At 74.1% G+C, this 26,806-nt stretch carries 26 protein-coding genes; 14 read left to right on the forward strand and 12 right to left on the reverse strand.

The window, feature by feature from the left end; genetic code table 11:
• The first annotated feature begins 6 nt into the window (after nucleotides 1-6).
• Nucleotides 7-1,002, forward strand: a complete 996-nt coding sequence (gene pgfA / locus ABT041_RS08350; RefSeq protein WP_351180943.1) for a cell envelope lipid trafficking protein PgfA — start codon at nucleotides 7-9, stop codon at nucleotides 1,000-1,002.
• Here the strand turns inward: pgfA and ABT041_RS08355 are convergent.
• Nucleotides 986-3,622, reverse strand: coding sequence for an ATP-dependent RNA helicase (locus tag ABT041_RS08355; RefSeq protein WP_351180946.1), 2,637 nt, complete (start codon nucleotides 3,620-3,622; stop codon nucleotides 986-988). The genes pgfA and ABT041_RS08355 overlap by 17 nt on opposite strands.
• Before the next feature lie 76 nt (nucleotides 3,623-3,698).
• Nucleotides 3,699-4,538 (reverse strand): class I SAM-dependent methyltransferase, encoded by an 840-nt coding sequence (locus tag ABT041_RS08360; RefSeq protein WP_351180949.1) that lies wholly within the window; start codon nucleotides 4,536-4,538, stop codon nucleotides 3,699-3,701.
• A gap of 346 nt (nucleotides 4,539-4,884) precedes the next feature.
• Between ABT041_RS08360 and rpsA the strand changes: the two genes are divergently transcribed.
• The 4 genes from rpsA (at nucleotide 4,885) to ABT041_RS08380 (ending at nucleotide 8,600) form a co-directional block, all read left to right on the forward strand.
• Complete coding sequence (rpsA, locus tag ABT041_RS08365) at nucleotides 4,885-6,390, forward strand: 30S ribosomal protein S1 (RefSeq protein WP_030692649.1); 1,506 nt, start codon at nucleotides 4,885-4,887, stop codon at nucleotides 6,388-6,390.
• Between the two features lie 177 nt (nucleotides 6,391-6,567).
• Nucleotides 6,568-7,506: a PAC2 family protein gene (locus ABT041_RS08370; protein WP_351180953.1), complete on the forward strand. Its 939-nt coding sequence runs from the start codon at nucleotides 6,568-6,570 to the stop codon at nucleotides 7,504-7,506.
• 31 nt (nucleotides 7,507-7,537) lie between these two features.
• Nucleotides 7,538-8,152: a dephospho-CoA kinase gene (gene coaE / locus ABT041_RS08375; protein WP_351180956.1), complete on the forward strand. Its 615-nt coding sequence runs from the start codon at nucleotides 7,538-7,540 to the stop codon at nucleotides 8,150-8,152.
• Nucleotides 8,153-8,231: 79 nt separating this feature from the next.
• Nucleotides 8,232-8,600: a tetratricopeptide repeat protein gene (locus tag ABT041_RS08380; protein WP_351180959.1), complete on the forward strand. Its 369-nt coding sequence runs from the start codon at nucleotides 8,232-8,234 to the stop codon at nucleotides 8,598-8,600.
• A gap of 67 nt (nucleotides 8,601-8,667) precedes the next feature.
• Here ABT041_RS08380 and ABT041_RS08385 read toward each other — a convergent pair whose 3' ends face one another.
• Together ABT041_RS08385 and ABT041_RS08390 are read right to left on the reverse strand one after the other, a co-directional pair.
• Complete coding sequence (locus ABT041_RS08385) at nucleotides 8,668-8,937, reverse strand: DUF6343 family protein (RefSeq protein WP_351180962.1); 270 nt, start codon at nucleotides 8,935-8,937, stop codon at nucleotides 8,668-8,670.
• Between the two features lie 95 nt (nucleotides 8,938-9,032).
• Nucleotides 9,033-9,368, reverse strand: coding sequence for a hypothetical protein (locus ABT041_RS08390; protein WP_351180965.1), 336 nt, complete (start codon nucleotides 9,366-9,368; stop codon nucleotides 9,033-9,035).
• Nucleotides 9,369-9,537: 169 nt separating this feature from the next.
• On the opposite strand from ABT041_RS08390, the gene ABT041_RS08395 reads away from it, so the two are divergent.
• The 3 genes from ABT041_RS08395 to ABT041_RS08405 all read left to right on the forward strand — a co-directional run bounded on the left by ABT041_RS08395 (nucleotide 9,538) and on the right by ABT041_RS08405 (nucleotide 14,649).
• Nucleotides 9,538-12,390, forward strand: coding sequence for an SCO1167/SCO6262 family helicase (locus ABT041_RS08395; RefSeq protein ID WP_351180968.1), 2,853 nt, complete (start codon nucleotides 9,538-9,540; stop codon nucleotides 12,388-12,390).
• 5 nt (nucleotides 12,391-12,395) lie between these two features.
• Complete coding sequence (locus tag ABT041_RS08400; RefSeq protein ID WP_502976410.1) at nucleotides 12,396-13,667, forward strand: SWIM zinc finger family protein; 1,272 nt, start codon at nucleotides 12,396-12,398, stop codon at nucleotides 13,665-13,667.
• 187 nt (nucleotides 13,668-13,854) lie between these two features.
• A complete protein-coding gene (locus ABT041_RS08405; RefSeq protein ID WP_351180974.1) occupies nucleotides 13,855-14,649 on the forward strand; it encodes a chaplin in 795 nt (264 codons plus the stop codon).
• Between the two features lie 32 nt (nucleotides 14,650-14,681).
• On the opposite strand, the gene ABT041_RS08410 is transcribed toward ABT041_RS08405, so the two are convergent.
• The 3 genes from ABT041_RS08410 to ABT041_RS08420 all read right to left on the reverse strand — a co-directional run bounded on the left by ABT041_RS08410 (nucleotide 14,682) and on the right by ABT041_RS08420 (nucleotide 17,123).
• Nucleotides 14,682-15,371 carry a DUF2293 domain-containing protein gene (locus ABT041_RS08410; protein WP_351180977.1) on the reverse strand — a complete coding sequence of 230 codons (690 nt, stop codon included), beginning with the start codon at nucleotides 15,369-15,371 and terminating at the stop codon, nucleotides 14,682-14,684.
• A 13-nt stretch (nucleotides 15,372-15,384) separates the two neighbouring features.
• A complete protein-coding gene (kilB, locus tag ABT041_RS08415; RefSeq protein ID WP_351180980.1) occupies nucleotides 15,385-15,843 on the reverse strand; it encodes a plasmid transfer protein KilB in 459 nt (152 codons plus the stop codon).
• Nucleotides 15,844-15,911: 68 nt separating this feature from the next.
• Complete coding sequence (locus ABT041_RS08420; protein WP_351180983.1) at nucleotides 15,912-17,123, reverse strand: pyridoxal phosphate-dependent aminotransferase; 1,212 nt, start codon at nucleotides 17,121-17,123, stop codon at nucleotides 15,912-15,914.
• A 90-nt stretch (nucleotides 17,124-17,213) separates the two neighbouring features.
• Between ABT041_RS08420 and ABT041_RS08425 the strand changes: the two genes are divergently transcribed.
• Nucleotides 17,214-17,855 carry a winged helix-turn-helix transcriptional regulator gene (locus ABT041_RS08425; protein ID WP_351180986.1) on the forward strand — a complete coding sequence of 214 codons (642 nt, stop codon included), beginning with the start codon at nucleotides 17,214-17,216 and terminating at the stop codon, nucleotides 17,853-17,855.
• Between the two features lie 82 nt (nucleotides 17,856-17,937).
• On the opposite strand, the gene ABT041_RS08430 is transcribed toward ABT041_RS08425, so the two are convergent.
• Genes ABT041_RS08430 through ABT041_RS08440 form a run of 3 tightly spaced genes read right to left on the reverse strand, consistent with a single transcriptional unit; the run spans nucleotide 17,938 to nucleotide 19,535 of the window.
• Nucleotides 17,938-18,285 carry a MerR family transcriptional regulator gene (locus ABT041_RS08430; RefSeq protein WP_351180989.1) on the reverse strand — a complete coding sequence of 116 codons (348 nt, stop codon included), beginning with the start codon at nucleotides 18,283-18,285 and terminating at the stop codon, nucleotides 17,938-17,940.
• Nucleotides 18,286-18,311: 26 nt separating this feature from the next.
• On the reverse strand, nucleotides 18,312-19,064 hold the full coding sequence (locus ABT041_RS08435; RefSeq protein ID WP_351180992.1) for an SDR family NAD(P)-dependent oxidoreductase: 753 nt from the start codon (nucleotides 19,062-19,064) through the stop codon (nucleotides 18,312-18,314).
• A 54-nt stretch (nucleotides 19,065-19,118) separates the two neighbouring features.
• Nucleotides 19,119-19,535, reverse strand: a complete 417-nt coding sequence (locus tag ABT041_RS08440; protein ID WP_351180995.1) for a VOC family protein — start codon at nucleotides 19,533-19,535, stop codon at nucleotides 19,119-19,121.
• 115 nt (nucleotides 19,536-19,650) lie between these two features.
• Between ABT041_RS08440 and ABT041_RS08445 the strand changes: the two genes are divergently transcribed.
• Nucleotides 19,651-20,286 (forward strand): nucleoside/nucleotide kinase family protein, encoded by a 636-nt coding sequence (locus tag ABT041_RS08445; RefSeq protein ID WP_351180998.1) that lies wholly within the window; start codon nucleotides 19,651-19,653, stop codon nucleotides 20,284-20,286.
• 44 nt (nucleotides 20,287-20,330) lie between these two features.
• Here ABT041_RS08445 and ABT041_RS08450 read toward each other — a convergent pair whose 3' ends face one another.
• A complete protein-coding gene (locus tag ABT041_RS08450; protein WP_351181001.1) occupies nucleotides 20,331-21,245 on the reverse strand; it encodes a carbohydrate kinase family protein in 915 nt (304 codons plus the stop codon).
• The gene (locus ABT041_RS08455) at nucleotides 21,242-22,252 is read right to left on the reverse strand and encodes a pseudouridine-5'-phosphate glycosidase (RefSeq protein WP_351181004.1); all 1,011 of its coding nucleotides are present in this window, start codon (nucleotides 22,250-22,252) and stop codon (nucleotides 21,242-21,244) included. The genes ABT041_RS08450 and ABT041_RS08455 overlap by 4 nt, the downstream gene beginning before the upstream one ends.
• Nucleotides 22,253-22,527: 275 nt before the next feature.
• Here ABT041_RS08455 and ABT041_RS08460 point away from each other — a divergent pair, with 275 nt between their 5' ends.
• From ABT041_RS08460 to ABT041_RS08475, 4 genes are all read left to right on the forward strand, one after another.
• The gene (locus ABT041_RS08460) at nucleotides 22,528-22,884 is read left to right on the forward strand and encodes a cupin domain-containing protein (protein WP_351181007.1); all 357 of its coding nucleotides are present in this window, start codon (nucleotides 22,528-22,530) and stop codon (nucleotides 22,882-22,884) included.
• A gap of 343 nt (nucleotides 22,885-23,227) precedes the next feature.
• Complete coding sequence (locus tag ABT041_RS08465) at nucleotides 23,228-24,568, forward strand: discoidin domain-containing protein (RefSeq protein WP_351181010.1); 1,341 nt, start codon at nucleotides 23,228-23,230, stop codon at nucleotides 24,566-24,568.
• Entirely contained in the window at nucleotides 24,568-25,830 is a 1,263-nt protein-coding gene (locus tag ABT041_RS08470) for an MFS transporter (RefSeq protein ID WP_351181013.1), read from the forward strand. The genes ABT041_RS08465 and ABT041_RS08470 overlap by 1 nt, the downstream gene beginning before the upstream one ends.
• Nucleotides 25,827-26,806: TolB-like translocation protein (locus ABT041_RS08475; protein ID WP_351181016.1), on the forward strand; the 980-nt coding region annotated here is incomplete at its 3' end. The genes ABT041_RS08470 and ABT041_RS08475, both read left to right, overlap by 4 nt.

The raw sequence follows: 26,806 nt of genomic DNA on the forward strand, positions 1-26,806 counted from the left end.
ACGACCGTGCGCCGCCGAGCCAGCCTCGTCCTGCTCGCCCTCGCCGTCTTCTGCGCCGCGATGGCCCCGACCCTGCGCTGGTACGCCTTCCCCCGCCTGGCGAAGATCCCGCCGAACCAGTACCAGGACACCGTTCTGGAGGCGCGGCCCGCGACCCTCCTCAACTACTCCACCCTCAAGGCCGAGAAGGTCGACAAGATCACGATCATCCAGACCCTCAAGGGCAACGTGGAGGAGTCGCGGCGAATCGAACGCGACGCCGGGCGCGACGTCGTCGTCTGGGACGCCCTCGCCTACGTCACCGGCCCCGACGGCAAGATGGTCTCCCAGGTCCCCGAGCGGTACGTCTTCGACGCCCACACCCAGGACCCCGTCCACGCCACCGGCGAATCCGTCGACGGCGACCCGGTCCGCCGCGAGGGCATCGAGTTCAAGTTCCCCTTCCTCACCGAGAAGCGCGACTACCAGTACTTCGACGCCCAGACCCGCACCGCCGCCCCCATCCACTACAAGGGCACCCGCACCTTCCGCGGCATGGAGGTCTACTACTTCGAGCAGACCATCCCCTGGACCAAGGTCCCCATGCCCAAGACCATGCCGGTCAAGGGCATCACCCCGAAGGTCCTCGCCGACTCCGGCCTCACCCGCTGGTACACGACCAAGCGCATGTTCTGGATCGAGCCGGTCACCGGAGCCCCCGTGAACGGCGAGGAGATCCACAAGGAGGAGCTCCGCAACGCCAGGAAGCTGATGGGACAGGACACCCTCACCGTCTTCGCGGGCCACGTGAAGATGCGCGAGGACTACCTCGAGAGCGTCGGCGAACTGGTCTCCTCCAACCGCCTCATGGTCCTCATGCTCGTCTCCTACATTCCCTGGAGCCTCACCGTCCTGGCCCTCGCCCTCCTCGCCCTCGCCCTCTGGCTGGAGGCCCGCGGGCGGCGCCCCGAGCCGGAGCCCCCCGCCGTCCCCGTCCCGGCCCCCGTCAGCGCTCCCCTCTGAGACGGGCACTGGTGTGCCGGGTCGGCACCGCCGCGGACGGATCCTCGGGCCACGGGTGCTTCGGGTACCGCCCCCGCAGCTCCGCCCGCACCGCGCGGTAGCCGTCCCGCCAGAACGACGCCAGGTCGGCCGTGACCGCCGCCGGCCGGCCCGCGGGGGAAAGGAGGTGGACGAGCACCGGGACCCCCGCCACCCGGGGCGTCTCGGCCAGACCGAACATCTCCTGGAGCTTCACCGCGAGCACCGGCCGCTCGCCCCCGTACTCGACCCGTATCCGCGAACCGCTCGGCACCTCGATCCGCTCCGGCGCCAGCTCGTCCAGACGGACCGCCTCGCCCGAAGCCCACGGCAGCAGCCGCCGCAGCGCCTCCCCGGCGTCGATCCGCCCGAGATCGGCCCGGCGCGACGCCCGGGACAGCTCCGGCTCCAGCCACTCCCCGGCCCGGTCGACCAGCGCGCCGTCCGACACGTCCGGCCAGGGCTCTCCCAGCTCCCGGTGGAGGAAGGCGAGCCGCTCGCGCAGCTCCCCGGCCTCCCGGCGCCACCGCAGCAGCCCGAGCCCCTCGCGCCGCAGTCCGTCGAGCAGCGCCTCCCGTACGAGAGCGGGCTCGGCCCCGGAACCCAGCGGCCGGACCGTCAGCTCGACCGCGCCCAGACGGTCCACGGACCGCGCGACCACGTCACCGTCCTCCCAACGGACCTCCTCGCCCGTGCTCCGCAGATGCCCGGCCGCCCGGCACGCCGTGGACCCGTCCACCACCGCCGCGAGCCGCACCCGCGCCGTGGCGTCCCTGGCGGTGCGGTCCGCCACCGCCACGGCCAGCCACGGACTCGACCGCAGCCGGGACCCCTCGGCAAGCCTGGCCCCGCTCCCCGACACCATCAGATAGCCCCCCTGCTCCCGCGCCCGAGCCACCCGCTCGGGAAACGCCAGCGCCGTCACAAGCCCGGCCACCGCGTCGTCGTCGACAGAGGCCCCGGCCCCGGACCCCGCCCCGGCCCCCGCGCCAGCCCCGGCCCCGGACCTAGACCCAGCCCCGTCCACGACGCCTCCGCTCACGGCGCCTCCGCTCACGGCGCCCCGCGCCACCACCTCCCCGGCCGACCGCTCCAGCCGCCTTACCTCCGTCCGCCATCGCGCGCCGTACCCGTCGGAGCCCTGGCGAGCCGTCCGCCAGGCAGCCACGAGGTCGTCCCCGTACTCGCGCGGCGGCTCCTCGCCGATCAGCGCCACCACCTCCGCGGCCCGCCGGACCCCGACCTCCGGCGCGCCGTCCAGGAGCGCGCGCCCCAGCCGGGGGTGCAGCCCGAGCCGGGACATCCGTACACCCCGCTCCGTGGCCCGGCCGTCCCCGTCCACGGCCCCGATCGACCCCAGGACCTGCCGGGCCGCCGCCATCGCCCCGGCCGGCGGAGCGTCGAGGAGCGCGAGCCCCTCGGCCGTCGGGTCGCCCCAGCAGGCGACCCGCAGGGCGAAGTCCGCCAGGTCGGCGATCCTGATCTCCGGCGAGGGGTACCGCGCCCGGCTGCCGTCCTCCGCCTCCGCCCAGCAGCGGTAGACCACACCGAACTCCTCACGGCCCGAGCGCCCTGCCCGCTGGGTCGCCGCCGCCGTCGACACCGGCACCGTCGCGAGGGACCCGAGACCCCGGGCGTGGTCCGTCCGGGGCTCCCGCGCGAGCCCCGAGTCCACGACGATCCGCACCCCCGGAACCGTCAGGCTCGACTCCGCCACCGACGTCGAGAGCACCACCCGCCGCCGCCCGCCCGGCCCGCCGCCCCGCAGCACCGCGTCCTGCACGGCCGCCGGAGCCCGCCCGTGCAGCTGGAGCACCTCCGCGTCGACCCCGTCGAGCAGCGCCGCCGTCCGCGCGATCTCGCCCGTACCCGGCAGGAAACAGAGAACGTCGCCCTCGTGCCGCTCCAGCGCCAGCCGGACCGTCGACGCCACATGGCGCAGCAGGGCGGGATCCACCCAGGTGCCGTGCGCGGGCCTGATCCCGGCCGGCGGCGCGGCGAACCGCACCAGGTACCCGTGCCCCTCGCCCTTGCTCCACACGATCGGCGCGGGCCCGCTGCCGTCCAGGACCGTGAGCAGCTCCGCCCAGGCCTCGGCGTCGCTCGTCGCGGAGGCCGCGATCAGCTTCAGCTCGGGCCGCAGCGTCGCGCGCACGTCCACCAGGAACGCCATGGCCGTGTCGGCGTCGAGATGCCGCTCGTGGCACTCGTCGAGCAGCACCACGTCCACATCCGCCAGCTCCGGATCGCGCTGGAGGCGCTGGAGCAGGATGCCCGTGGTCACCACCTCGACCCGGGTCGCGGGGCCGCTCCGCCGCTCGCCGCGCACCGAGAAGCCGACCGCGCCGCCGACCTCCTCGCCGAGCAGCCAGGCCATCCGCCGGGCCGCCGCCCGCACCGCCATCCTGCGCGGCTCGGCCACCAGCACCCGGCGCTCCGGTCCGTCCCCTATGAGCCCCGCGAGAGCCAGCGGCACCAGCGTCGTCTTGCCGGTGCCGGGAGGAGCGGACAGCACCGCCGTGCCGCGCTCCGCGAGCGCGGCGAGCAGCTCGGGGACGGCATGGCGGACAGGGAGACGGTCGAGTGCGTCGTTTCGGATCACGCACTCAGTCTCGTACGTGCGAAGAAAAGAGAGGGCCCCATTGTCCACAGGGCCCTCTATAAGTAGGACGAACCGACTAGTCGTCCCGCTCGCAGACGAAGATCGCCGTCCCCGGGATCAGGTTCCCCCGCAGCGGGGACCAGCCGCCCCACTCCTGGCTGTTCCAGGCCGGCCATTCCGGCTCGACCAGGTCCACCAGCCGGAAACCGCCGGCGACCACGTCCCGCACCCGGTCCCCGATGGTCCGGTGGTGCTCCACGTACACCGCCCGCCCCTGCTCGTCCTGCTCGACGTACGGCGTGCGGTCGAAGTACGAGGCGGCCACCGAGAGGCCCTCGGGACCCGGCTCGTCCGGGAACGCCCAGCGGATCGGGTGCGTCACCGAGAACACCCAGCGGCCGCCCGGTCGCAGCACCCGCCGCACCTCGCGGAAGACCCGCACCGGGTCCGCGACGAACGGCACCGCGCCGTACGCCGAGCACGCCAGGTCGAAGGAGCCGTCCCGGAAGGGCAGCGCCCCCGCGTCCGCCTCCACCAGCGGCACCTCCCCGCCGATCCGCAGCGCGTGCTGCAGCTGCCGGTGCGAGAGGTCGAGGGCCACGGGCCGCGCGCCCTGGGCGGCCAGCCACCGCGAGCACTGCGCCGCGCCCGCGCCGATCTCCAGGACGTCCAGGCCCTTCAGCGAGCCGGCGGGACCGAGGAGCCCGGCCTCGGCCTCGTCCAGCCCCTCGGGGCCCCAGACGAACCGGTCGTCGCCCAGGAAGGAGCCGTGCTCGCTCTGGTACTCGTCGGCGTTCCGGTCCCACCAGCCCCGGCTCGCCCGGCTGCTCTCCGCGTCCCCCGCGTCACGCCGGGTCGCCTCGGCCTCCTCGGCGTCCCCGTCGACCGCGTCTTCGTGTCCGTACTCTTGGTTCATCTCGCCCGCCGATGTAGTTTGCGCTCAGTGCCGCCGTGCGGCGGACCCCCGCCGTGGTGACGCAAGGGCCGTGAGTGCTGCCGGAATTGAGCAGATCTGCCCTGGGTGCGCGCTTCGCGCATTGACCCTGTCCGGCTGCCCCCGTATGCTAAAGGTTGCGCTGCGGGCCTGCGCGCCTCAGACGGAGCAGGCCGTGCTCGCACCTGTTGTATGTCCCCTCGGTTTTCGAGGTTCCCTCCCGTTCGCGGAAGGGCGCTTCATTGGCTGTCCGGCTTCTTGGTGCGATACGGGCTCTCGGCGTAGCAGTACCTACGACTTTCTGTCCGTAACCGGAGCCCTTTCCCACATGACGAGCAGCACCGAGACCACCGCCACCACCCCGCAGGTTGCGGTCAACGACATCGGTAACGAGGAAGCCTTCCTCGCCGCGATCGACGAGACGATCAAGTACTTCAACGACGGCGACATCGTCGACGGCGTCATCGTGAAGGTCGACCGGGACGAGGTCCTGCTCGACATCGGTTACAAGACCGAAGGTGTCATCCCGAGCCGCGAGCTCTCGATCAAGCACGACGTCGACCCGAACGAGGTCGTCAAGGTCGGCGACGAGATCGAGGCCCTGGTTCTCCAGAAGGAGGACAAGGAAGGCCGCCTGATCCTCTCGAAGAAGCGTGCCCAGTACGAGCGCGCCTGGGGCACCATCGAGAAGATCAAGGAAGAGGACGGCATCGTCACCGGTACCGTCATCGAGGTCGTCAAGGGTGGTCTCATCCTCGACATCGGCCTCCGTGGCTTCCTGCCGGCGTCCCTCGTCGAGATGCGTCGTGTCCGCGACCTCCAGCCCTACGTGGGCAAGGAGCTCGAGGCCAAGATCATCGAGCTGGACAAGAACCGCAACAACGTGGTCCTGTCCCGCCGCGCCTGGCTCGAGCAGACCCAGTCCGAGGTTCGCCAGACCTTCCTCACGACCCTCCAGAAGGGTCAGGTCCGCTCCGGCGTCGTGTCCTCGATCGTCAACTTCGGTGCCTTCGTGGACCTGGGTGGCGTCGACGGCCTCGTGCACGTCTCCGAGCTGTCCTGGAAGCACATCGACCACCCGTCCGAGGTTGTCGAGGTCGGCCAGGAGGTCACCGTCGAGGTTCTCGACGTCGACATGGACCGCGAGCGTGTCTCCCTGTCGCTGAAGGCGACGCAGGAGGACCCGTGGCAGCAGTTCGCCCGGACCCACCAGATCGGCCAGGTCGTCCCGGGTAAGGTCACCAAGCTGGTTCCGTTCGGTGCGTTCGTCCGCGTGGACGAGGGCATCGAGGGTCTGGTCCACATCTCCGAGCTGGCCGAGCGCCACGTGGAGATCCCGGAGCAGGTCGTCCAGGTCAACGACGAGATCTTCGTCAAGGTCATCGACATCGACCTCGAGCGTCGTCGCATCAGCCTCTCGCTGAAGCAGGCCAACGAGTCCTTCGGTGCCGACCCGGCCTCGGTCGAGTTCGACCCGACCCTGTACGGCATGGCCGCGTCCTACGACGACCAGGGCAACTACATCTACCCCGAGGGCTTCGACCCCGAGACCAACGACTGGCTCGAGGGCTACGAGGCTCAGCGCGAGGCCTGGGAGACCCAGTACGCCGAGGCGCAGGCTCGCTTCGAGCAGCACCAGGCTCAGGTCATCAAGTCCCGCGAGGCCGACGAGGCCGCCGCTGCCGAGGGCGCTGCCGCCCCGGCCGCCGGCAACGCCGGTGCGGGCATCTCGGGCGGTTCGTACTCCTCGGAGTCGGACGACAACTCCGGCGCCCTGGCGTCGGACGAGGCGCTCGCCGCCCTCCGCGAGAAGCTCGCCGGCGGCCAGAGCTGAACAGGCTCTCCGCTGAGCGCTAGCCGCTAGCGAAACCGAGGCCCGTTCCCCTTCGGGGGAGCGGGCCTCGGTCGTTCTCCGCACCCCGCACCCTCCTCCGCCGGAAGATCGCGCGAGCCGGGAATGGCCGTGCCCCGCGCGGCGTTTCCAGAATGAACACGAGGAGGAGCGGTAATCGTGCTTGATCCCCAGGATTTGTACGAATGGGACCCGAAGGGCGTGGCCGTCGTCGACCTCGCCCTGGCGCAGGAGTCGGCCGGGCTGGTCATGCTGTACCACTTCGACGGCTACATCGACGCGGGTGAGACCGGCGAGCAGATCGTCGACCGGCTGCTCGACACCCTCCCGCACCAGCTGGTGGCCCGCTTCGACCACGACCGGCTCGTGGACTACCGCGCCCGCCGCCCGCTGCTCACCTTCCGGCGTGACCGCTGGACCGCGTACGAGACGCCGTCCATCGAGGTCCGCCTCGTGCAGGACGCCACCGGCGCGCCCTTCCTCCTCCTCTCCGGCCCCGAGCCGGACGTCGAGTGGGAGCGCTTCGCCGTCGCCGTCCGGCAGATCGTCGAGCGGCTCGGCGTGCGCCTCTCGGTCAACTTCCACGGCATCCCCATGGGCGTCCCGCACACCCGCCCGGTCGGCCTCACCCCGCACGGCAGCCGCACCGACCTCATGCCCGGCCACCGCAGCCCCTTCGACGAGGCCCAGGTCCCCGGCAGCGCGGAGTCCCTCATCGAGTACCGGCTCACCGAAGCCGGCCACGACACCCTCGGCGTCGCCGCCCACGTCCCGCACTACGTGGCCCGCTCGCCGTACCCGGACGCGGCCCTGACCGCCCTGGAGGCCGTCACCGCCGCCACCGGCCTCGTCCTTCCGGGCGTCGCCCACTCCCTGCGGACCGAGGCCCGCCGCACCCAGACCGAGATCGACCGCCAGATCGGCGAGGGCGACGAAGAGCTGGTCGCGCTCGTGCAGGGTCTTGAGCACCAGTACGACGCGGCGGCCGGCGCCGAGACGCGCGGCAGCCTCGTCGCCGAGCCGGTCGACCTGCCGTCGGCCGACGAGCTCGGCCGTGAGTTCGAGCGCTTCCTCGCCGAGCGGGAGGGCGACGCCTAGCCCTCCCGGGGCAGGCCCTAAGCTGCCGCTCATGCTGAAGGTGGGCCTGACCGGCGGGATCGGCGCCGGCAAGAGCGAAGTGTCACGGCTGCTCGTCTCGTACGGAGCCGTACTGATCGACGCGGACCGGATCGCCCGCGAGGTCGTCGAGCCCGGGACCCCGGGGCTCGCGGCCGTCGTGGCGGCCTTCGGGGACGGCGTCCTCACCGCGGAGGGGACGCTCGACCGGCCGAAGCTGGGCTCCATCGTCTTCGCCGACGCCGAGCGGCTCGCCACCCTCAACGCCATCGTCCACCCCCTGGTCGGGGCCCGGTCGGCGGAGCTGGAGAGCCGTGCGGGCGCCGGCGACGTGGTCGTCCACGACGTACCGCTGCTCACCGAGAACGGGCTCGCCCCGCTGTACGACCTGGTCGTGGTCGTGGACGCGTCACCGGAGACCCAGCTCGACCGGCTCGTACGGCTGCGGGGCATGGCCGCGGCCGAGGCGGAGGCCCGGATGGCCGCGCAGGCCACGCGCGCGCAGCGGCTGGCCGTCGCCGACCTTGTGATCGACAACGACGGACCGCTCGGCGCTCTGGAGCCCCAGGTACGGAAGGTGTGGGAGGAGCTGGAGCGCCGCGCCGCGGCCCCCGCCGAAGAGGCCTAGGCCACACCCCGGCAGGTGGCGGCGGAATGCGGTCGCCGGGTCCGGTGTTCAACCACCGGTCGAGGGGAAGGATGCCATCGTGGCCGACAGCAACCCGGAAACGCACGTCATCGACTTCCGCGCCGCCGAGCACCTGCTGGCCGCGCGGGACCCTCGTGGGGCCGTCAAGCTGCTGGACTCGGTGATCGCCGCCCACCCCGAGAACACGGCGGCGCGCCTGCTGCGCGCCCGGGCGTTCTTCGCCGCCGCCCAGCTCCGTCCGGCGCAGCTGGAGTTCGAGCTGGTCCTGGAGCGCGAGCCGGACAACGCCTTCGCCCACTTCGCACTCGCCCGCACCTTCGAGCGCTCCGGGCAGACCGCCCAGGCCACGCGGCACTTCCGCCTGGCGGCGGCCCTGGACCCGAAGCCGGAGTACCTCCAGGCGGCGGGCTTCGACACCCGGAACTGAGCGGGCGGACCCGGAGCGGGCGTCAGCGTCTCGGACGGGGCCTGAGCGGGCGGACCCGGCGCGGGCGTCAGCGTCTCGGACGGCCGTGGTCGGGTTCGTACGGCGGGATGCCCCGGCCCGGCTGCCAGTGCGGGCCCTGGTGGATGTGGTGCAGCACCACCATGAGGTCGACGGCGGCCACCAGGAACAGCACCCCGCAGGCCGCCGCCCAGCCGGGGCGCTCCAGCAGGGAGAACACGGTGGTGCCGAAGGCGGCCCAGAGCAGCCCCCACATGCTCAGCCAGAACCGCAGGCGCAGCGCACTGCGCGCGTTCACCGGCTCGTTCCCGCTCCGCATGACGGTCGCATCTCCCCTCGGGTCCCCGAGGTCTCTTCCAGCATGTACCCGGGGTGGGGGAAAGGGAACGCGCGCCGGGCGGCCCGGCCGGCCTCTCAGTGGACGACGCTGTAGCTGCGCCAGGGCAGGGTGTCCGGAGCGGTCCAGTTCGCGGTGTTGGTGGCCACGTAGATCGAGTTCCCGCCCGTGCAGTCGCGGGTCCGGTACATCACGATGTCGGTCAGGGAGTTGTTCCGGACCTTGGTCACGCCCGACGGCGCCAGCCGGTGGCAGCCGTTCACGGAGGGGCTGGTGACGGTCACCACGAGCTCACGCTGCGTCTCGTACTCGATCGTGCCCACGGTGCTGCGGCCGAGGCCCGAGCAGCCGGCGACGGCGAGAGTGAGCAGCACGGCCCCGGTGGCGGTCGTGAGACGCCGGCGAACGGACATGGCGGATCCTCTTCTGTCGAGTCGTTTCAGGCCACCATGCCGCCCGCGCGGACGGCTGTCATCCGCTGTTGGGCCGCCCGGGGGAACCCGTCCGACCGCCGTTGTCAGACCCCACCCGTAAGGTCGGAGGTCCAGGAGAAAGCACCACCGACAGGAAGGGAGCGGAGCCGTGACACCCAGCTGGACGAGCAGCGCCGCCGTCTTCCTGCCGGCCGCCCTTCCCCGCGACGGCCGGGTCGCCTTCTGGGCCCCCGACGGCGGTCCGCTGCCGGACCCGGCGGCGAGCGGGGCGGAGCGGGCCGAGCTGACCGTGGCCCGGCGGCACGGCAGCGGCGCCCGGGGCCGCTCGGTGCCCGCCGTGATCCTGCCCGTCGAGGCCGCCCTGCCGCATCTCGTCGCGGCCCGCCACCATCCGGCCGCGCACCCCGCCACCGCCGGCTGGGGCGCAGCCGCCCTGCACGCCCTGCACCTCGCCTCGCGCGGGCGGCTCCTGCCGGGGCTGACCGCGGACGACCTGGACGCCTGGCGGGCCGGGCCCCTGGACGCCGAGGACATCGCCCACCTGCGGGCCGTCGCCGCCGCCCTGCCGTACGAGGGGTACGCGGTGCCCGTGCCGGGGCGCGGTCCGCTGCGGCTGCCCGAGCCCGAGGCCCTGGTGCGGGCCTTCCTCGACGCGGTCGCCGACGTGCTGCCCCGCACGCCCGCCGCCGCCCACGCCGTCGGCGCGCCGTTCGCGGCGCGCGCCCCACAGCACCTGCCCCGCGCGCGTGCCTGGGCCGCCGAGGCCGCGGCGGGGATGGACGCGGGGGTGCGGGTCTCGCTCCGCCTCGACCTCTCGCCGTACGAACTCTTCGACACCGCCGATGCCGCCGACCCCTCCGGCATCGCCGACGGGGACCGGCACGCCGCCGCAGCGCTCCTGCAGATCCACAGCCTCGCCGACCCGACCCTCGTCATCGACGCCACCGACCTGTGGGCGGGGGACGGGGAGCACTTCGGGCCCCGCGCCCGGATCGACGCCGTCCTCGCCCTGCGCCGGGCCGCCCGCGTCTGGCCCCCGCTCTCCCGGCTCCTTGAGCGGGACGTGCCCGACGTCCTCGCCGTCACCGAGGACGAGCTGTACGAACTGCTCGGCCCGGCCGCCGCCCGGCTCGCCGACGCCGGGGTCGCCCTGCACTGGCCGCGCGAGCTCGCCCGCTCGCTCAGCGCCTCCGCCGTCGTCCGCCCCGCCCAGGCCGCGCCCGGCTCCGCCACCGACGGCACCTCGTTCTTCGACAGCGAGGAGCTCCTGCGGTTCAACTGGCAGCTGGCGCTCGACGGCGACCCGCTCACCGAGCGCGAGATGGACCTCCTGGCCGAGGCCCACCGGCCCATCGTGCGGCTGCGCGACCAGTGGGTCGTCGTCGACCCCGCCCTCGTCCGCAAGGCACGCAAGCGCGAGCTCGGCCTCCTCGAACCGGTCGACGCGCTCGCCGCCGCGCTCACCGGCACCGCGGAGGTGGACGGCGAGTCCGTCCCCGCCGTCCCCGTCGGCGCCCTCGCCGCGCTCCGCGACCGGCTCCTGGCCGGTCCCGAGGACGTGCAGGCCCCGCCGGGCCTCACCGCCACCCTGCGCGACTACCAGCTCCGCGGCCTCGCCTGGCTGGACCTGATGACCTCGCTCGGCCTCGGCGGCTGCCTCGCCGACGACATGGGCCTCGGCAAGACCGTCACCCTCATCGCCCTCCACCTGCGCCGTGCCCGCCGCGCCCCCACCCTCGTCGTGTGCCCGGCCTCCCTCCTCGGCAACTGGCAGCGGGAGATCCGGAAGTTCGCCCCCGACGTGACCGTCCGGCGCTTCCACGGCACGGACCGGGACCTCGACGGCACCGAGGGCGGCTTCGTCCTCACCACCTACGGCACGCTGCGCACCAGCGCCGCCCGCCTCGCCGAGCGGGAATGGGGGATGGTCGTCGCCGACGAGGCCCAACACGTCAAGAACCCGTTCTCCGCGACCGCCAAGGCGCTCCGCGAGATCCCCGCGCCCGCCAGGGTCGCCCTCACCGGCACCCCCGTGGAGAACAACCTCTCCGAACTCTGGGCGCTCCTCGACTGGACCACCCCCGGCCTGCTCGGCCCGCTGAAGGCCTTCCGCTCCCGGCACGCCCGGGCCGTGGAGAACCACGAGGAGATCGAGCACGAGGAGGCCGTCGAGCGGCTCGCCCGGCTCGTGCGGCCCTTCCTGCTGCGCCGCCGCAAGTCCGACCCCGGCATCGTCCCCGAACTCCCGCCGAAGACCGAGTCCGACCATCCCGTCGCCCTCACCCGGGAGCAGGCCTCGCTCTACGAGGCGGTCGTCCGCGAGACCATGACGCGGATCGAGGGCGCCGAGGGCATGGCCCGGCGCGGCCTCGTCATGAGCCTGCTGACCTCCCTCAAGCAGATCTGCAACCACCCCGCGCAGTACCTCAAGGAGCAGGCCCCGCGCGGCAGCGGCACCGCGCGCCTCGCCGGCCGCTCCGGAAAGCTCGCCCTGCTCGACGAGCTCCTCGACACGATCCTCGCGGAGGACGGGTCCGTGCTCGTCTTCACCCAGTACGTGTCGATGGCGCGGCTCCTCGCCGACCACCTGGCCGCGCGCGGCATCCCCGCCCAACTCCTGCACGGCGGCACGCCGGTGGCCGAGCGGGAGCGGATGGTCGACCGCTTCCAGGCCGGCGAGGTCCCCGTCTTCCTGCTCTCCCTGAAGGCCGCGGGCACCGGCCTCAACCTCACCCGGGCCGGCCACGTCGTCCACTACGACCGCTGGTGGAACCCGGCCGTCGAGGAGCAGGCCACCGACCGGGCCTACCGCATCGGGCAGACCCAGCCGGTGCAGGTCCACCGGCTGGTCGCCGAGGGGACCGTCGAGGACCGCATCGCCGAGATGCTCCGCGCCAAACGGGCCCTGGCCGACGCCGTCCTCGGCTCCGGCGAGGCCGCCCTCACCGAACTCACCGACCGGGAGCTCGCCGACCTGGTGTCCCTGAGGAGGCCCTCGTGAACCACATCCGGGGCGCCCGGGCCGCACGGGGCGCCGCACCCCGCCACGACGACCGCCGCCGCAGCTTCCCGCAGCTCGCGCCGCGCTCGGCCCCCGACGGCCGGTTCGCCGCCACCTGGTGGGGGAACGCCTGGGTCGCGGCCCTGGAGAACACCGCACTCGACCCGGCCCGGCTCGCCCGCGGCAAGGCGTACGCGGGGCGCGGTCACGTCGACGCGATCACGGTCACCCCCGGCCGGGTCGTCGCCTACGTGCACGGCACCCGGCCCCGCCCGTACCGCACCGAGATCAGGATGCGGACCCTCGGCGACGACGGCTGGGAGCGGTTCCTCGACGAGGCTGCCGCCCGCCCGGACCACATCGCCGCCCTCCTCGACAAGGACGTGCCGCACGCCCTGGAGGCGGTCACCGGACTGCTGCCCGCGCCGGGCGACCTGGTCCCCGACTGCTCCTGCCCGGACGACGGCTACCCCTGCAAGCACGCCGCCGCCCTCTGCTACCAGGCCGCCCGTCTCCTCGACGAGGACCCCTTCGTCCTCTTCCTGATGCGGGGCCGCGGGGAGCAGGAGCTCCTGGCCGAACTCACCCGGCGGAACGCCGCCCGGGGCGCCGCCGAGGCGGGCGCCGCCGCCCCGCCGATGCCCACGGTCCCCGCCCGGATCGCGCTCGACGCGGCCACCGCGCCCGGACTGCCGCCGCTGCCGCCCGAGCTGCCCGTTCCGGACCGGCCCGGCCGCCCCGCCGTCTTCCCGCCGGACCCGGACGCCCCCGATCCGCTCGCCCTCGACCTCCTCGCCACCGAGGCCGCCGCCCGGGCCCACGTCTTCCTCGCCACCGGCCACGACCCGGTCGCCGCGCTCACCCCCTGGCAGGACGCGGTCCGGCTGGCGGCCGCGCACCCCGGCTCCGGACTGACCGCCTCGTCGCGCGCCCTCTACCGCGACCTGGCGTATGCCCTCGACCGCACGCCCACGGACCTCGCCCGCGCCGTCGCCGCCTGGCGGCAGGGCGGTGCGGCTGGCCTCGCCGTCCTCGAAGAGCCCTGGGACCCGCCGGCCGGCCCGTTCGACCGGGCCAGACCCGCGCTGCTCGCCGCCGACTTCCCGGCGTTCCGTCCCTGGCGCAACCGGCTCTCCGGGGAGTCCCTCCAGCTCCGGCTGGGCCGGGACGGTCTCTGGTACGGGTACGAGTCGGACGCCGGCCGCGAGGACTGGTGGCCGCGCGGTGCCCCCGACCCGGACCCGGTCGGCGCCCTCACCGACCTCCTGGGGCGCTGACGCCCGCCGACGGGCATTCAGGGACGCCGGCCGGTGTGACGGACGCCGACGGAGGTTGACCCGACACTCGAACGGATTCCCACTCGATGGAGTGAATCCGGTCAACGGCCGGATCCGGCGCACACGTTTGTCGCGTTGATTCCGGTACGGGCACTTGCCCGTGCACACCTCCGGAAGGCAGGAAGCCATGAGGCAGATTCGCCGAAGTGGTCTGGCCACACTGTTGGTCACGGGCGGAGCGCTCGCCCTCTCGGCGGGCGCCGCGCACGCCGACGCCGGCGCCGAGGGCGCCGCGGTCGGTTCGCCGGGAGTCGGTTCCGGCAACACGATCCAGCTGCCGGTGCACGTGCCGGTCAACGCCTGCGGCAACACCGTCAGCGTCGTCGGGCTGCTCAACCCGGCCTTCGGCAACAGCTGCGCCAACCACTCCACCGAGCCCGAGACCGGGGGCTACGGGGACGAGGGCGGCAGCGGCACCCACAAGGACCAGCCCGCCACCCCGCGCGGCGGCGAGCAGGCCGGCGGTTCCCAGAGCGGCGGCTCCCACGGGGGAGGCTCCTCCAACGGCGGCGGGTCCACCGCCGAGACCCACGCCGCGGGATCCCCCGGCGTGCTTTCCGGGAACGGCCTCCAGCTGCCCGTCGACCTCCCCGTGAACCTCAGCGGGAACTCGGCCAACGTGGTCGGCATCCTCAACCCCGTCTTCGGCAACACCTCGGTGAACGGCCCGGCCAAGCCCGAGCAGCCCATCGAGACGCCGACGCCGCGCCCGCAGACCCCCGTGCGCAACGTGCCGGCGCCGCGCGCCGAGACCGTGCCCCCGGCCGCCCCGGTCCACACGCCGCAGGGCGAGACCAGCACCGTCTCGCTGGCCGCCACGGGTTCGGACGCCATGGGCTACGCCGTCCCCGCGAGCGCCGCGCTGCTCCTCGGCGGCGCCCTGCTGTACCGCCGCGCCCGCCGCTCCGCCGACCAGGCCTGACTGTCCGCCCTACGCGGCTGACGCCCGAGCCGTCAGCCGCGTTCCCGGCCGTTCACGGTTCCGCCGTCCTGGCGCCAGGTCCGGAGCACCGCCTCGATGGCGGGCGCGATCCGAGTCCGGGCCTGGTGCCGCGGGACCCCTTGCATCAGCAGGGAGTCGTACGGCGTGTCCACATGCCGTACGGAGGCTCGTACCGCGGCGGTGACCGCGCCGCGGTCGAGCGAGCGGCCCGCCGCCGTGCGCCCCACCCGTCCGCTGCCCTTCGCCGAGGCGTGGACGGCGATCTCCGTGGCCCGGTCCGCCGGGCAGGACGGGAAGAGCCGCAGGATCTCCGCCCGGAGCACCTGGGTGACCTCGGCGTCGAGGGCGGCGCGCCGCAGCGCGTCCCGGGCCCGCCGCGCGGCCCGGGCGTCCGCGTCCGCCAGGCAGGCCCGTTCCGCCTCGGCGAGGGCGGCCTCCTCGACGAGCAGGCCCTGGCGCTCGTACCGGGTACGGCGCCGGTTGTGCCGTACGACCACCGCCCAGAGGGTGCTGGCCTCCCGGGCGCGGCGGGTGAGCGCCGTGTCGCCCCGGCGCAGGAAGACCAGATGGCCGAGGTCGGCGCAGTCCAGGCAGACCGGAGCGTTGAACTCGACGATCATCCGCTCCAGCGGCCCCCGGTGGCACTCGGAGCAGCGGCGGCGCCTGAGCGGTTCGACGACGACGGGCGCGACGAGGTCCACGGCCGGTCCCCGATCAGCGGACGCCGGGCGCGGCGGCGGCGATGAACACGGCGAGCGCCTCCTTGGCCTGTTCGGAGCGGCGGGCGCGGTCCGCCTCGTCGACGGCCTCGTGCATGCAGTGGGAATCCACGAAGGCCGCCTCGGCGAGCCGCCGGACCTCCGGGTCGTCGCACACCAACTGGACGCGGAAGAGCGCCTGGCGTGCGGCGGTGCGCTGCCGGTAGGAGGCGTGCCGGGACTCCTCCGCCTCCTCCGAGCCGGGCTGCTGCCGCATCCGGAACCAGCGGTCGTTCTGGCTGTGCCGGTAGTCGACGACGGCGCCCGCGAAGGCGCTGTAGGTCGCGATCCGTTCCTGCCGGAGCTGTTCGGTGCGGGCGAGCGCGGCCGTGCGCTCGGTCGCCCGCCCCTGGAACCAGTGCGTGAAGACGACGCCCAACAGGGTTCCCGCCACGGCTATCAGCGCCGCATCCATGACCGGCCGCCCTCCCGTTCTCCTCGGCCTTCAGACCTCTAGATCATGACAGCAGAGGGGGTCGGGCGTCACTGCCGGTAGCCGCTGAGGAAGCGGCCGATGCGGCTGATGGCGGCGTCGAGGTCGTCGGCGTACGGCAGGGTCAGGATGCGGAAGTGGTCCGGGCGCGGCCAGTTGAAGCCGGTGCCCTGCACGACCTGGATCTTCTCGCGCAGCAGCAGGTCGAGGACGAACTTCTCGTCGTCGTGGATCTTGTGCACGGCGGGGTCGAGGCGCGGGAAGGCGTACAGGGCGCCCTTCGGCTTCACGCAGGAGACGCCGGGGATCTCGTTGAGCTTCTCCCAGGCCCGGTCGCGCTGTTCGCGCAGCCGACCGCCCGGGGCGGTGAGCTCGTGGATCGACTGCCGGCCGCCGAGCGCGGCCTGGATGGCGTACTGGGCGGGGGCGTTGGGGCAGAGCCGCATGGAGGCCAGCATGGTGAGGCCCTCCAGGTAGTTCTTCGCGTGCTGCTTGGGGCCGGTGACGACCAGCCAGCCGGAGCGGAAGCCCGCGACACGGTACGTCTTGGAGAGCCCGCCGAAGGTGAGGACGACCAGGTCGGGGGCGAGCGAGGCGGCCGGGTGGTGGACGACCTCGTCGTAGACGATCTGGTCGTAGATCTCGTCGGCGAAGACCATCAGGCCGTGGCGCCGGGCGAGTTCGAAGATGCCCTCCAGGACCTCCTTCGGGTAGACGGCGCCCGTGGGGTTGTTGGGGTTGATGACGACGATGGCCTTGGTGCGGTCGGTGATCTTCGACGCCATGTCGTCGAGGTCCGGGTACCAGTCGGCGGACTCGTCGCACAGGTAGTGCACGGGCTTGCCGCCCGCGAGCGTGACCACGGCCGTCCACAGCGGGTAGTCCGGGGCGGGTACGAGGACCTCGTCGCCGTCCTCCAGGAGGGCCTGCACGGCCATGGAGATCAGCTCGGACACGCCGTTGCCGAGGAAGATGTCGTCGACGTCCACGTCCGGCAGGCCCATGGACTGGTAGCGCTGGGCGACCGCGCGCCGGGCGGAGAGGATCCCGCGCGAGTCGGTGTAGCCGTGGGCCTTGGGGAGCATCCGGATCATGTCCTGGACGATCTCCTCGGGGGCCTCGAAGCCGAAGAGGGCCGGGTTGCCGGTGTTGAGGCGCAGGACGCTGTGGCCTGCCTCCTCCAGGGCGTTGGCGTGCTCGATCACCGGGCCGCGGATCTCGTAGCAGACCTCGTTCAGCTTGCTCGACTGCCGGAACTCCATGTCCGACCTCCCAGGTCCCCGGAATGAGTGTTGCTTGGTTTTACCAAGTTCGAGCTTGGAAAGTCCAACAACATGTCTAGACTGCGTCGCATGCCACGTCAGCCACGCCGCCGCAGCTACGACCAGCACTGCGCCGCCGCGCGCGCCCTCGACCTCGTCGGCGACCGCTGGACCCTGCTCGTCGTCCGCGAACTCCTCGCCGGACCGCGCCGGTACACCGACCTCCACGCCGACCTGCCGGGCGTCAGCACCGACATGCTCGCCGGCCGCCTCAAGGACATGGAGGGCGCCGAGCTCGTGACCCGGCGCCGGCTGCCCCCGCCCGTCTCGGCGTACGTGTACGAACTCACCCCGCGCGGACGCGACCTGCTGCCCGTCCTGCGCACCCTCGCCGCCTGGGGAGCGCCCGACCTCGGCGAGCCGCGACCCACCGACGCGGTGCGCGCCCACTGGTACGCGATCCCGCTCCTCGGCGTGCTGACGGAGCTCGGCGCGGGGGTCGTCCAAGTGACGCTGGACGAGGGCGAGTTCCATGTACAGCTCGGGGCGGACGGGGCCGTGGCCTACGGGGACGGGGCGGTGGAGGCCCCCGACGCCCGGCTGCGGACCGACGCGGCGACCTGCCGGGCCCTCGCGGCGGGAGAGCTGACGCTCGGCGAGGCGGTCGAGTCGGGCCGCGCCACACTCGAAGGGCCGGTGGGGGCGGACGTGTCGGCCGTCGCGTCGGCTTGAGAACGGGGCGGGGCGACCGGGGCCTGGGCCCGGGTGGCGCGATGAGGGCCTGAGCTCGGGTGCTGTGATGGAGAGCCTGAGCTCAGGACTGTGCCGCCAGGGCCTTCGCCAGGCGGTCTCGGGCCGCCGTCTGGGCCGCGATGCGTGCGTCGATCACGGCGAGCCGCTCGCGGGCGATCTCCAGGGCGCGAGGGGACGGCGGAGCCGCCGAGATGTCCCCGTCCAGACACGTACGGAACGCCGACACGTCGTCGAGGGTGAACCCCGCGTCCAGCAGGTACCGGATGTTCGACACCCGCGTGACGGCGGTCTCCTCGTACACCCGGTACCCGTTGGCCGCGCGGACCGACGCGATCAGCCCCGCCTGCTCGTAGTGCCGCAGCGCCCGGGCCGACACCCCGGTCCGCCGGGCCAGTTCACCGATGCGCAAGGACGCCACCTCCTCGCGCGGTCGTATCACGAGACCAGCGCGCCCCCGTCGACGGGCAGTACGGTGCCGGTCAGGAAGGCGGCGTCCGGAGCGGCGAGCGAGGTGATCGCCCAGGCGACCTCCTCGGGCCTGCCGACCCGCCCCAGCGGGGTGTGCGCGAGCTGCCACTCCCGCACCGCCTTGCGCTGCTCGGGGGAGAGGCCCATGTGGTCGGCGATCGGCGTCTCGATCGCGCCGGGCGCGACCGCCACGACCCGGACGCCGTCCGGCGCGAGCTCGACCGCCCAGCAGCGGGTCAGGGTCTCCAGGGCGCTCTTGGTCGCCGGATAGAAGGAGTTGGCGGGCCAGCCGCGCTGACCGATCGTCGTCGTCACGTTCACCACGACGCCCCGGGACTCCCGGAGCGCGGGGACGGCCGCCTGGGTCAGCAGGACCGGGGCGACGAGGTTCGTCTCGAGCAGCGGGGCCATGACGGAACGGTCGAGGGTGCCGAGCGGGCCGCCGGCGGAGATCCCGGCGTTGTTGACGAGGACGTCGAGCCGGCCGTGGTGCGCCAGCGTGGCGCGGACGATCTCCTCGGCCGCGCCGTCCGCGGTGATGTCCGCCGTGAACGGACGGATGCCCGGATGCCCCTCGGCGGTCTCCCGCAGCGGCTCCGCCCGGCGGCCGACGGCGACGACCGTGGCCCCCTGCCCGGCGAAGGAGCGCGCGGTGGCCCGGCCGATGCCGGTGCCCGCGCCGGTGACGACGACGACCCTGGTGGGTGTGGTGGTGTCCATGCCCCGAGGGTCGAACCGTGACGCCAGTGACAAGGTCAAGCCCGAGACGAGGGGTCAGCTCTGTGGGCAGAGGAACTCGAGCCGGTTCCCGTGGCAGTCCGCGACGTAGAAGCGCCGGTGACCAGGGAAGTTGTCGTCCCACGTCACCTCGACGCCCAGGCCCGCCAGCCGCTTCGCCAGGCCGTCGATGTCGGCGACCAGGATGCCCGGGTGCCCCTTGCGGGACGGCCGGAAGTCGTCCTCGACGCCCAGATGGATCTCCAGCGCGTCCGAGCGCACCCACAGGCCGCCGCGCGCCGCGAGCACCGGCGGCTTCCGGATCTCGGTCATGCCGAGCACGTCCACGTAGAAGCGGCGGCACACCTCCTCCTCGCCCGGCGGCAGGGAGAGCTGCACATGGTGCAGCCCGAGGCCGAAGGGCGTCGTCGCCTCCGTGGTCTCGTAGGGCAGTGCTTCCTGACGGCGGCTCATGGGGAACCGGTCCTCTCGTCCGTGGCTGCCGTGCGGCCGCGCGGCCAGGCCACCGTACGGCCGAAGACGTCGGCCGGTACACGTCAGGGGCGGGCGGGGCAGGCAGGATGGGCGCATGCGATACGAGGCGATCACCTGGGACCGGCTGGCGCAGACGCTCGCCGGCCACCTCGACGCGTCGACCGCCGGGGCGGGCGACGACTGGCTCAAGGTCGGCATCGACGGCCCGCCCGCCGCGCCGGGCGGCGAACTCGCCGGGCTCCTCGCCGAGGCGCTGCGCACGCGTGGGCGGGCGGTCCAGGTCGTGAGCACCGGCGGCTTCCTGCGGCCGGCTTCCCTCCGGTACGAGTACGGGAAGCAGGATCCCGACGCGTACTACAGCGGGTGGACCGACACCGGGGCCCTGTGGCGGGAGGTCTTCGGGCCGCTGGACCCCGGCGGCACCGGGCGCGTGCTCCCCGACCTGTGGGACCCGGTCACGGACCGGGCGACCCGCAGCCCGTACGTCACGCTGCCGCCGCGCGGGGTGCTCGTGCTGCACGGGCCCTTCCTGCTCGGCCACTGGTTCCCCTTCGACCTCACCGTGCATCTGCGCCTCACGCCCGGCGCCCTCGCCCGGCGCACCGAGGAGGCCTGGACCCTGCCCGCCTTCGCCCGGTACGAGATGGAGGTCGGCCCCACCGAGGCGGCGGACGCGGTCGTGCGCGCCGACGACCCTCGCCACCCGGCCTGGACGGGCCTGCGGACGTGACGCGCGGGGGCAGGGGCCGGGCGGTGCCGACGCCGCGCTCCCGCTCAGTCCTCGCCCCGGCCGGTCGGGGGTCTGCCGCCCACCGTGGTGACCGCCTCCGCGCCCGCGCGGCAGCCCGCCCCGGCGGCCCGCACCGCGTCCTCGCCCGCGAGCCGCGCCGCCAGGAAGGCCCCGGTGAACGCGTCGCCCGCGCCCGTCGAGTCCACCGGCCGCACCGGAGGCGCCGTCACCCGCGCGGTGACCGCTCCGCCCTCGGCGACCAGCGCCCCGGCCGCCCCGAGGGTCACTACGACCAGCGGGAACCGCCGGCTCAACGCCGCGGCCGCCGCCTCAGGTTCGCCGCACCCGGTGAGCGAACGGGCCTCGTCGGCATTGGGCAGCAGCGTCTCGGCGCCGTCCGCCGCCGCGAGGAACCGGTCCGCGCCCAGCTCCGCCAGGAACCCCGCCGACGCCGGGTCCACACTCACCGGGACCCCCGCCGCCCGCGCGTCCCGCAGCGCCCGGCAGGCCGTCTCGCGGCTCGGCGCGGCGAAGAACAGGTACCCCGAGAGGTGCAGCCGGGCCACGCCCTCCAGGAGTCCCGGCGACCAGTCGGCGGGGGAGAGGCGCAGCGCCGCGCCGCTGTCCGTCAGGAAGGTGCGCTCCGCCGAGCCGTCCACGAGCGCGATCACGGTAGCCGTCGCCGCGTCCGCGTCCGGGACGAGCAGCGGGCGCACGCCCGCCCTCCGCAGCGCCCGCTCGTGCCAGCCGGCCGCGTCCGTCCCCACCCGGCCGAGCAGCCGCACCTCCCCGCCGCCCGAACGCGCCGCCCAGCAGGCCGCGTTGGCACCGGCGCCACCCGGCAGGGTCCGTATCTCCGCCGCCGTGTCCGTCGCCGGGGCGAGCGGGGTCCGGTGCCGGGCGACGACGTCCGTGACCACGTCCCCGACGACGAGCAGCGCGCCCCCGGCCCGGGTCACCGGCCGCCGTCGCCGGACGCCGCCGAGCCCCGGGCCGCGGAGTCAGGGGCCGCCGTCTCGGGGACGGCCTCCGTGTCCGGGGCCTGCGCGCCGTGCCCCGCCCCCGACGCGTACGCACCCGCGATGCTCGCCGCGAGCCGCACATTGCCCCGTACCGCCGCGAGATTGGCCTCCAGGGACGCTCCTTCCGTGTGCACCGTCAGGTATTCGAGGAGGAACGGCGTCACCGCCTGCCCGGTGATCCCCTTCTCCTTCGCCGCCGCCAGGCCCCGCGCCAGCACCCGGTCGTGCAGCGCGGGATCCAACTGCTCCGCCACCGGCACCGGGTTGGCCACGACGAGCGCCGCCCTGGGACCGCCCAGCGCGTCCTGCGCGCGTATCACCCCGGCCACCTCCGCCGGGGTGCGCAGGGTCCAGTCGACGGGCTCACCCGAGGAGGAGAGGTAGAAGCCGGGGAACTGCTCCGTGCCGTAGCCGACGACCGTCACCCCCAGGGTCTCCAGGCGCTGGAGCGTCGCGGGCACGTCGAGGATCGACTTGACCCCGGCGCACACCACGGTGATCCCGACCCGGGCGAGCAGCCGCAGGTCGGCGGACTCGTCCTGGGTCTCGCTCCATTCGCGGTGCACGCCGCCGAGCCCGCCCGTCGCGAACACCCGTATGCCGGCCGCGTCGGCCAGCCAGGCCGTCGCGGAGACCGTCGTCGCCCCGGTCACCCCCGTCGCCAGGGCCGGGGCCAGGTCGCGGTGGCCCAGCTTCCGCACCGACGGGTCCTCGGCGATCCTCGTCAGGGACGCCCGGTCGAGGCCGATCCTGGCCGTGCCGTCGACGACCGCGATCGTCGCGGGGACGGCGCCCCCGGCCCGCACCGACTCCTCCAGCTCCGTCGCCACGGCGAGGTTGCGCGGGCGCGGCAGGCCGTGGGCGATGATCGTCGATTCCAGCGCGACGACGGGCCGGCCCTCGTGGAGCGCCTCCCGTACCTCTTCGGACACCTGTGTGGACATGTCCCATTCCTTGGCGCGATCACCGGCCCCGCAAACCTCGTTGGCGACCTCCTGCCACACGCCGGCAGGTGCCTGCGGAATCCGTGACGGGCCACCGGTCCGTGAGGGCGGGGACGGCCGCGACGCCCTTGGGGCGCCGTGACCGCGAGCCGGTGCGGATTTCGTCGCCGCGGTGGGTTCTCGGCATCGCGCCTGGTGGGAGCCGAAACGGAGGCTGTTCCTCCACCCGGTCCCGGCCTGGGAGCGCCCCCGGACCCCCGCTACAGTCACCGCCCATGACCACTCATGACGTGCCCTCCTTCGCCGTGCACATCCCCGACGCGGAGCTCGAAGCCGAGCCCCTCGACCCCGCCCAGATCGTCTCCGGCGCGCCCGAGGTGACGGGCAAGGTGCTGTGGGAGTCGCCCGACGGCAGGCAGCTGCGCGGCATCTGGCAGATCACGCCCGGCGTCGTCACCGACACCGAGGCCAACGAGCTGTTCGTGGTGGTCTCCGGACGCGCGACCGTCGCCGTCGAGGGCGGCGAGACCCTGGAGATCGGCCCCGGCGACGCGTGCGTGCTGCGGGAGGGCGACCGCACGACCTGGACCGTGCACGAGACCCTGCGCAAGGCGTACCACATCAGCCTCTGAGGCCTCCCCGCGTCGCCTGAAGTCGGGGTGGACGGCGGGGTGTTGGGGGTCTGGTAGGAAACCTTCCTGTCCGCTATCCTCCCCGGCAGCGGCTCGGCGCGGCGCCCCAAGCTCCACCCCAGTTCCCTCCCAAGCTCCACCCCAGGGACGTGACGCGCTCAGCGAGAGCTCTGACCCGGCCGCCGAGCACCACCCGCCGCGTGGCGCCCCGCATCGCCACCCGGCCGGTCGCCCGTGCGCGCACCACGCGGCACGGGCGCCCGGTCCGTGCCCCGCGGCGCGGTCGTGGTGCCCCGCACCGGTGTCCAGCTCTCGCCGACCCCTCAGGCCAGGGAGCCCAGGTATGCGCCCGTTCGCCTCCGCCCCACCCCGCCGCACCACCGACCGTCTGCCCCTCGTCCTCGCCGCCGTGCTGCTGCTCGTCGGCGGACTCCTGCTCGCCCTCCCGGACCGGGCCGGAGCCGCCGCCGACACCCTGATCTCCCAGGGCAGGCCGGCCACGTCCTCCTCCGTCGAGGACTCCACCTTCGGCCCCGAGAAGGCCTTCGACGGCATCTCCACCACCCGCTGGGCCAGCGCCGAAGGCATCGACCCGCAGTGGATCAAGGTCGACCTCGGCCCCTCGGCCACCGTCTCCCGCGTCAAGCTCGTCTGGGAGGTCGCCTACGCCAAGGCCTACCGCGTCGAGATCTCCGCCGACGGCACCACCTGGACCCGGCTCGCCACCGAGACCGCCGGCAACGGCGGCACGGACGACTGGACGGGCCTCACCGGCACCGGCCGCTACCTGCGCGTCTACGGGACCGCCCGCGGCACCTCGTACGGCTACTCCCTCTGGACGGTCGAGGTCTACGGCACCACCAGCACCACGCCCCCGCCCACCGGCTCCTTCACCGTCGTCGCGGCCGGCGACATCGCCGCCCAGTGCACCGCCTCCAGCAGCTCCTGCGCCCACCCGAAGACCGCCGCCCTGGCCCAGCGGATCGCGCCGTCCTTCTACCTGACGATGGGGGACAACCAGTACGACGACGCCCGTCTGTCGGACTTCCGCAACTACTACGACAAGACCTGGGGCGTCTTCAAGGCGCAGACCCGGCCCGTGCCCGGCAACCACGAGTCCTACGACCCGGCCGGCGCGTTCTCCGGCTACAAGTCGTACTTCGGCGCCATCGCCTACCCGCAGGGCAAGCCGTACTACAGCTACGACCAGGGCAACTGGCACTTCGTCGCCCTCGACTCCAACACCTTCGACGACGCCGCGCAGATCCAGTGGCTCAAGGACGACCTCGCCCGCAACACCAAGGGCTGCGTCGCCGCCTACTTCCACCACCCGCTGTACTCCTCCGGCGGCCACGGCAACGACCCCGTCTCCCAGCCCGTCTGGCGGATCCTGTACGCGGCCAAGGCCGACCTCGTCCTCAACGGACACGACCACCACTACGAGCGCTTCGCCCCGCAGGACCCGGACGGGCGGGCCACCGCCGACGGCATCGTCGAGATCGTCGGCGGCATGGGCGGCGCCGAGCCCTACCCCATCGAGACGGTCCAGCCGAACAGCCAGAAGCGGATCAGCGGCACGTACGGCGTCCTCAAGCTGGACCTCACCGACACCACCTACACCTGGCAGTACGTCGGCACCGACGACCAGGTCAAGGACTCCGGCCCGACCTACACCTGCCACTGATGTACCTCGCGACCACCGGTCGCCGCGACGCGCCGCCCCGTCCCACCGGGACCCGGCGGCGCGTCCCCGGCACCGTCCTCGTCCTCGGCGCGGTCAGCCTCGTCACCGACGTCTCCTCGGAGATGGTGACCGCCGTCCTGCCGCTCTACCTGGTCCTCGGACTCGGCCTCTCCCCGCTGCAGTTCGGACTCCTCGACGGCCTGTCCACCGGCGCCACCGCGCTCGTACGGCTGCTCGGCGGCGCGTCCGCCGACCGCGGCGGCCGCCACAAGCAGGTCGCCGGACTCGGATACGCCCTCTCCGCCTGCTCCCGGCTCGGCCTCCTCCTCGCCGGCGGGGCGACCGGCGGGATCGCCGCGGCCCTCGCCGCCGACCGGCTGGGCAAGGGCGTCCGCACCGCCCCGCGCGACGCGCTCATCACCCTGCACAGCCCGCCCGAGGACCTCGGCCGCGCCTTCGGCACCCACCGCGCCATGGACACCACCGGCGCCCTCCTCGGCCCCCTCGCCGCCTTCGCACTGCTGTGGGCGACGGCCGAGACGTACGAGGCGGTCTTCGCCGTCAGCTTCTGCGTCGGCGCGTTCGGCGTACTGCTCTGGCTGCTGTTCGTCCCCGGTCAGGCGCGGGGCGTGTCGCCGACGCAGATGGCGCAGCCACGCGCGCGTGGCGCACTCCTCGCGAGCCTGCGGCACTCGCCCGCGTACCGCCGGATCGTGCTCTGCGCCGCCCTCCTCGGAGCCGCCACCGTCGGCGACTCCTTCCTCTACCTGCTGCTCCAGCGGCGCCTCGACCTCGACGCCACCTGGTTCCCGTTCCTGCCGCTCGGCGCGGCGGGCGTCTACCTGCTGCTCGCCGTCCCCGCCGGCCGGCTCGCCGACCGCTTCGGGCGGCGCGGGCCGCTCCTGTACGGGCACGGGGCCCTGCTCCTCGCCTACGGCCTGCTCCTGGCGCCCCTGCCCGGCCCCGCGGCCCTCGTGGGCGTCCTCCTGCTGCTCGGGGTCTTCTACGCCACCACCGACGGCGTCCTGATGGCCCTCACCGGACCGTTCCTCGCCGAGGGGCGGCAGGCCGGCGGTCTCGCGGTCGTCCAGACCGCGCAGGCCCTCGCCCGGCTCGGTGCCGCCGTCGCCTTCGGCGCCGTCTGGACGGCGAGCGGACCCGAGACGGCGCTCGTCGCGGCGCTCCTGGCACTCGCCGCCGCCCTGTGCTGCGCCGCTCGCCTGCTGCCGTACGGCCCCACCCCCGAAGGGACCACGACATGAACATCGCCGCGTCCACGCGCGCGCGTGTGGCGATCCTCGTCCTCGCCCTCCTGCTGCTCGGCGGCGGAGCCACCGCCTACACCCTGCGGGCCGCCGCCTCCGGACGGGCCGCCGCCACCGGCACCGCCGACCCCGGCTTCACGCTCGACGGCGGCACCGGCGCGCTCTACGTCCGGGACACCGCCACCGGCCGCCTCGCGCGCGTGGACCCGGCCGCACCCGGCGGACGGGTGACGGGAGGACCCACCTGCGACCGCTTCCACGCGGCCGGCGGCACCGCCCTCTGCCTCCAGCGGCGGCCGGGCGTCCCCGTCCGCTCGTACGTCCTCGTGCTCGACCGGCGCCTCCGTGAGGTCCGCCGCATCGGCCTGCCGGGCATCCCCAGCCGGGCCCGGGTCTCCGCCTCGGGACGCATGCTGGCCTGGACGATGTTCGCCACCGGCGACTCGTACGCCCGCTCGTCCTTCGCCACCCGCACCTCGATCCTCGACCTGCGCACCGGCTACCTGGTGAAGAACATCGAGCAGATCCCGCTCACCCTCGACGGACGCCGCCACCACGCCCCCGACGTCAACTACTGGGGGGTCACCTTCGCCGCCGACGACAACCGCTTCTACGCCACCGTCTCGACCGGCGGCCGCACCCACCTCGTGGAGGGGGACATGCGGAACTGGTCCGCCCGTGCCCTGCGGGAGAACGTCGAATGCCCCTCGCTCTCCCCGGACGGGACCCTGATCGCCTTCAAGAAACGGGTCTCCGACGGCCCGCGCGAGCCGTGGCGGCTGTACGTGTACGAGCTGCGCACCGGGCGCGAGCACCCCGTCGCCGAGCGGCGCGGCTTCGACGACCAGGCGCTGTGGACGGACGCGAAGACCCTCGCGTACGGATACGGGGGAGCGGTCTGGTCGGTGCCCGCCGACGGCACCGGCGCTCCGCAGCGGCTGGCCGCCGGGGCCTCGTCCCCGGCGGCGCCGCG

This window comes from Streptomyces sp. NPDC002825 (genome assembly GCF_040295385.1).
Classification (GTDB): domain Bacteria; phylum Actinomycetota; class Actinomycetes; order Streptomycetales; family Streptomycetaceae; genus Streptomyces.

Excerpts from the sequence above, each read along its gene's own strand:
- ABT041_RS08360 (WP_351180949.1), bottom strand. The coding sequence starts at position 4,538 with ATGAACCAAGAGTACGGACACGAAGACGCGGTCGACGGGGACGCCGAG.
- rpsA (WP_030692649.1), top strand. The coding sequence starts at position 4,885 with ATGACGAGCAGCACCGAGACCACCGCCACCACCCCGCAGGTTGCGGTC.
- coaE (WP_351180956.1), top strand. The coding sequence starts at position 7,538 with ATGCTGAAGGTGGGCCTGACCGGCGGGATCGGCGCCGGCAAGAGCGAA.
- ABT041_RS08385 (WP_351180962.1), bottom strand. The coding sequence starts at position 8,937 with ATGCGGAGCGGGAACGAGCCGGTGAACGCGCGCAGTGCGCTGCGCCTG.
- ABT041_RS08390 (WP_351180965.1), bottom strand. The coding sequence starts at position 9,368 with ATGTCCGTTCGCCGGCGTCTCACGACCGCCACCGGGGCCGTGCTGCTC.
- ABT041_RS08405 (WP_351180974.1), top strand. The coding sequence starts at position 13,855 with ATGAGGCAGATTCGCCGAAGTGGTCTGGCCACACTGTTGGTCACGGGC.
- kilB (WP_351180980.1), bottom strand. The coding sequence starts at position 15,843 with ATGGATGCGGCGCTGATAGCCGTGGCGGGAACCCTGTTGGGCGTCGTC.
- ABT041_RS08420 (WP_351180983.1), bottom strand. The coding sequence starts at position 17,123 with ATGGAGTTCCGGCAGTCGAGCAAGCTGAACGAGGTCTGCTACGAGATC.
- ABT041_RS08425 (WP_351180986.1), top strand. The coding sequence starts at position 17,214 with ATGCCACGTCAGCCACGCCGCCGCAGCTACGACCAGCACTGCGCCGCC.
- ABT041_RS08435 (WP_351180992.1), bottom strand. The coding sequence starts at position 19,064 with ATGGACACCACCACACCCACCAGGGTCGTCGTCGTCACCGGCGCGGGC.
- ABT041_RS08440 (WP_351180995.1), bottom strand. The coding sequence starts at position 19,535 with ATGAGCCGCCGTCAGGAAGCACTGCCCTACGAGACCACGGAGGCGACG.
- ABT041_RS08445 (WP_351180998.1), top strand. The coding sequence starts at position 19,651 with ATGCGATACGAGGCGATCACCTGGGACCGGCTGGCGCAGACGCTCGCC.
- ABT041_RS08455 (WP_351181004.1), bottom strand. The coding sequence starts at position 22,252 with ATGTCCACACAGGTGTCCGAAGAGGTACGGGAGGCGCTCCACGAGGGC.
- ABT041_RS08460 (WP_351181007.1), top strand. The coding sequence starts at position 22,528 with ATGACCACTCATGACGTGCCCTCCTTCGCCGTGCACATCCCCGACGCG.
- ABT041_RS08465 (WP_351181010.1), top strand. The coding sequence starts at position 23,228 with ATGCGCCCGTTCGCCTCCGCCCCACCCCGCCGCACCACCGACCGTCTG.
- ABT041_RS08470 (WP_351181013.1), top strand. The coding sequence starts at position 24,568 with ATGTACCTCGCGACCACCGGTCGCCGCGACGCGCCGCCCCGTCCCACC.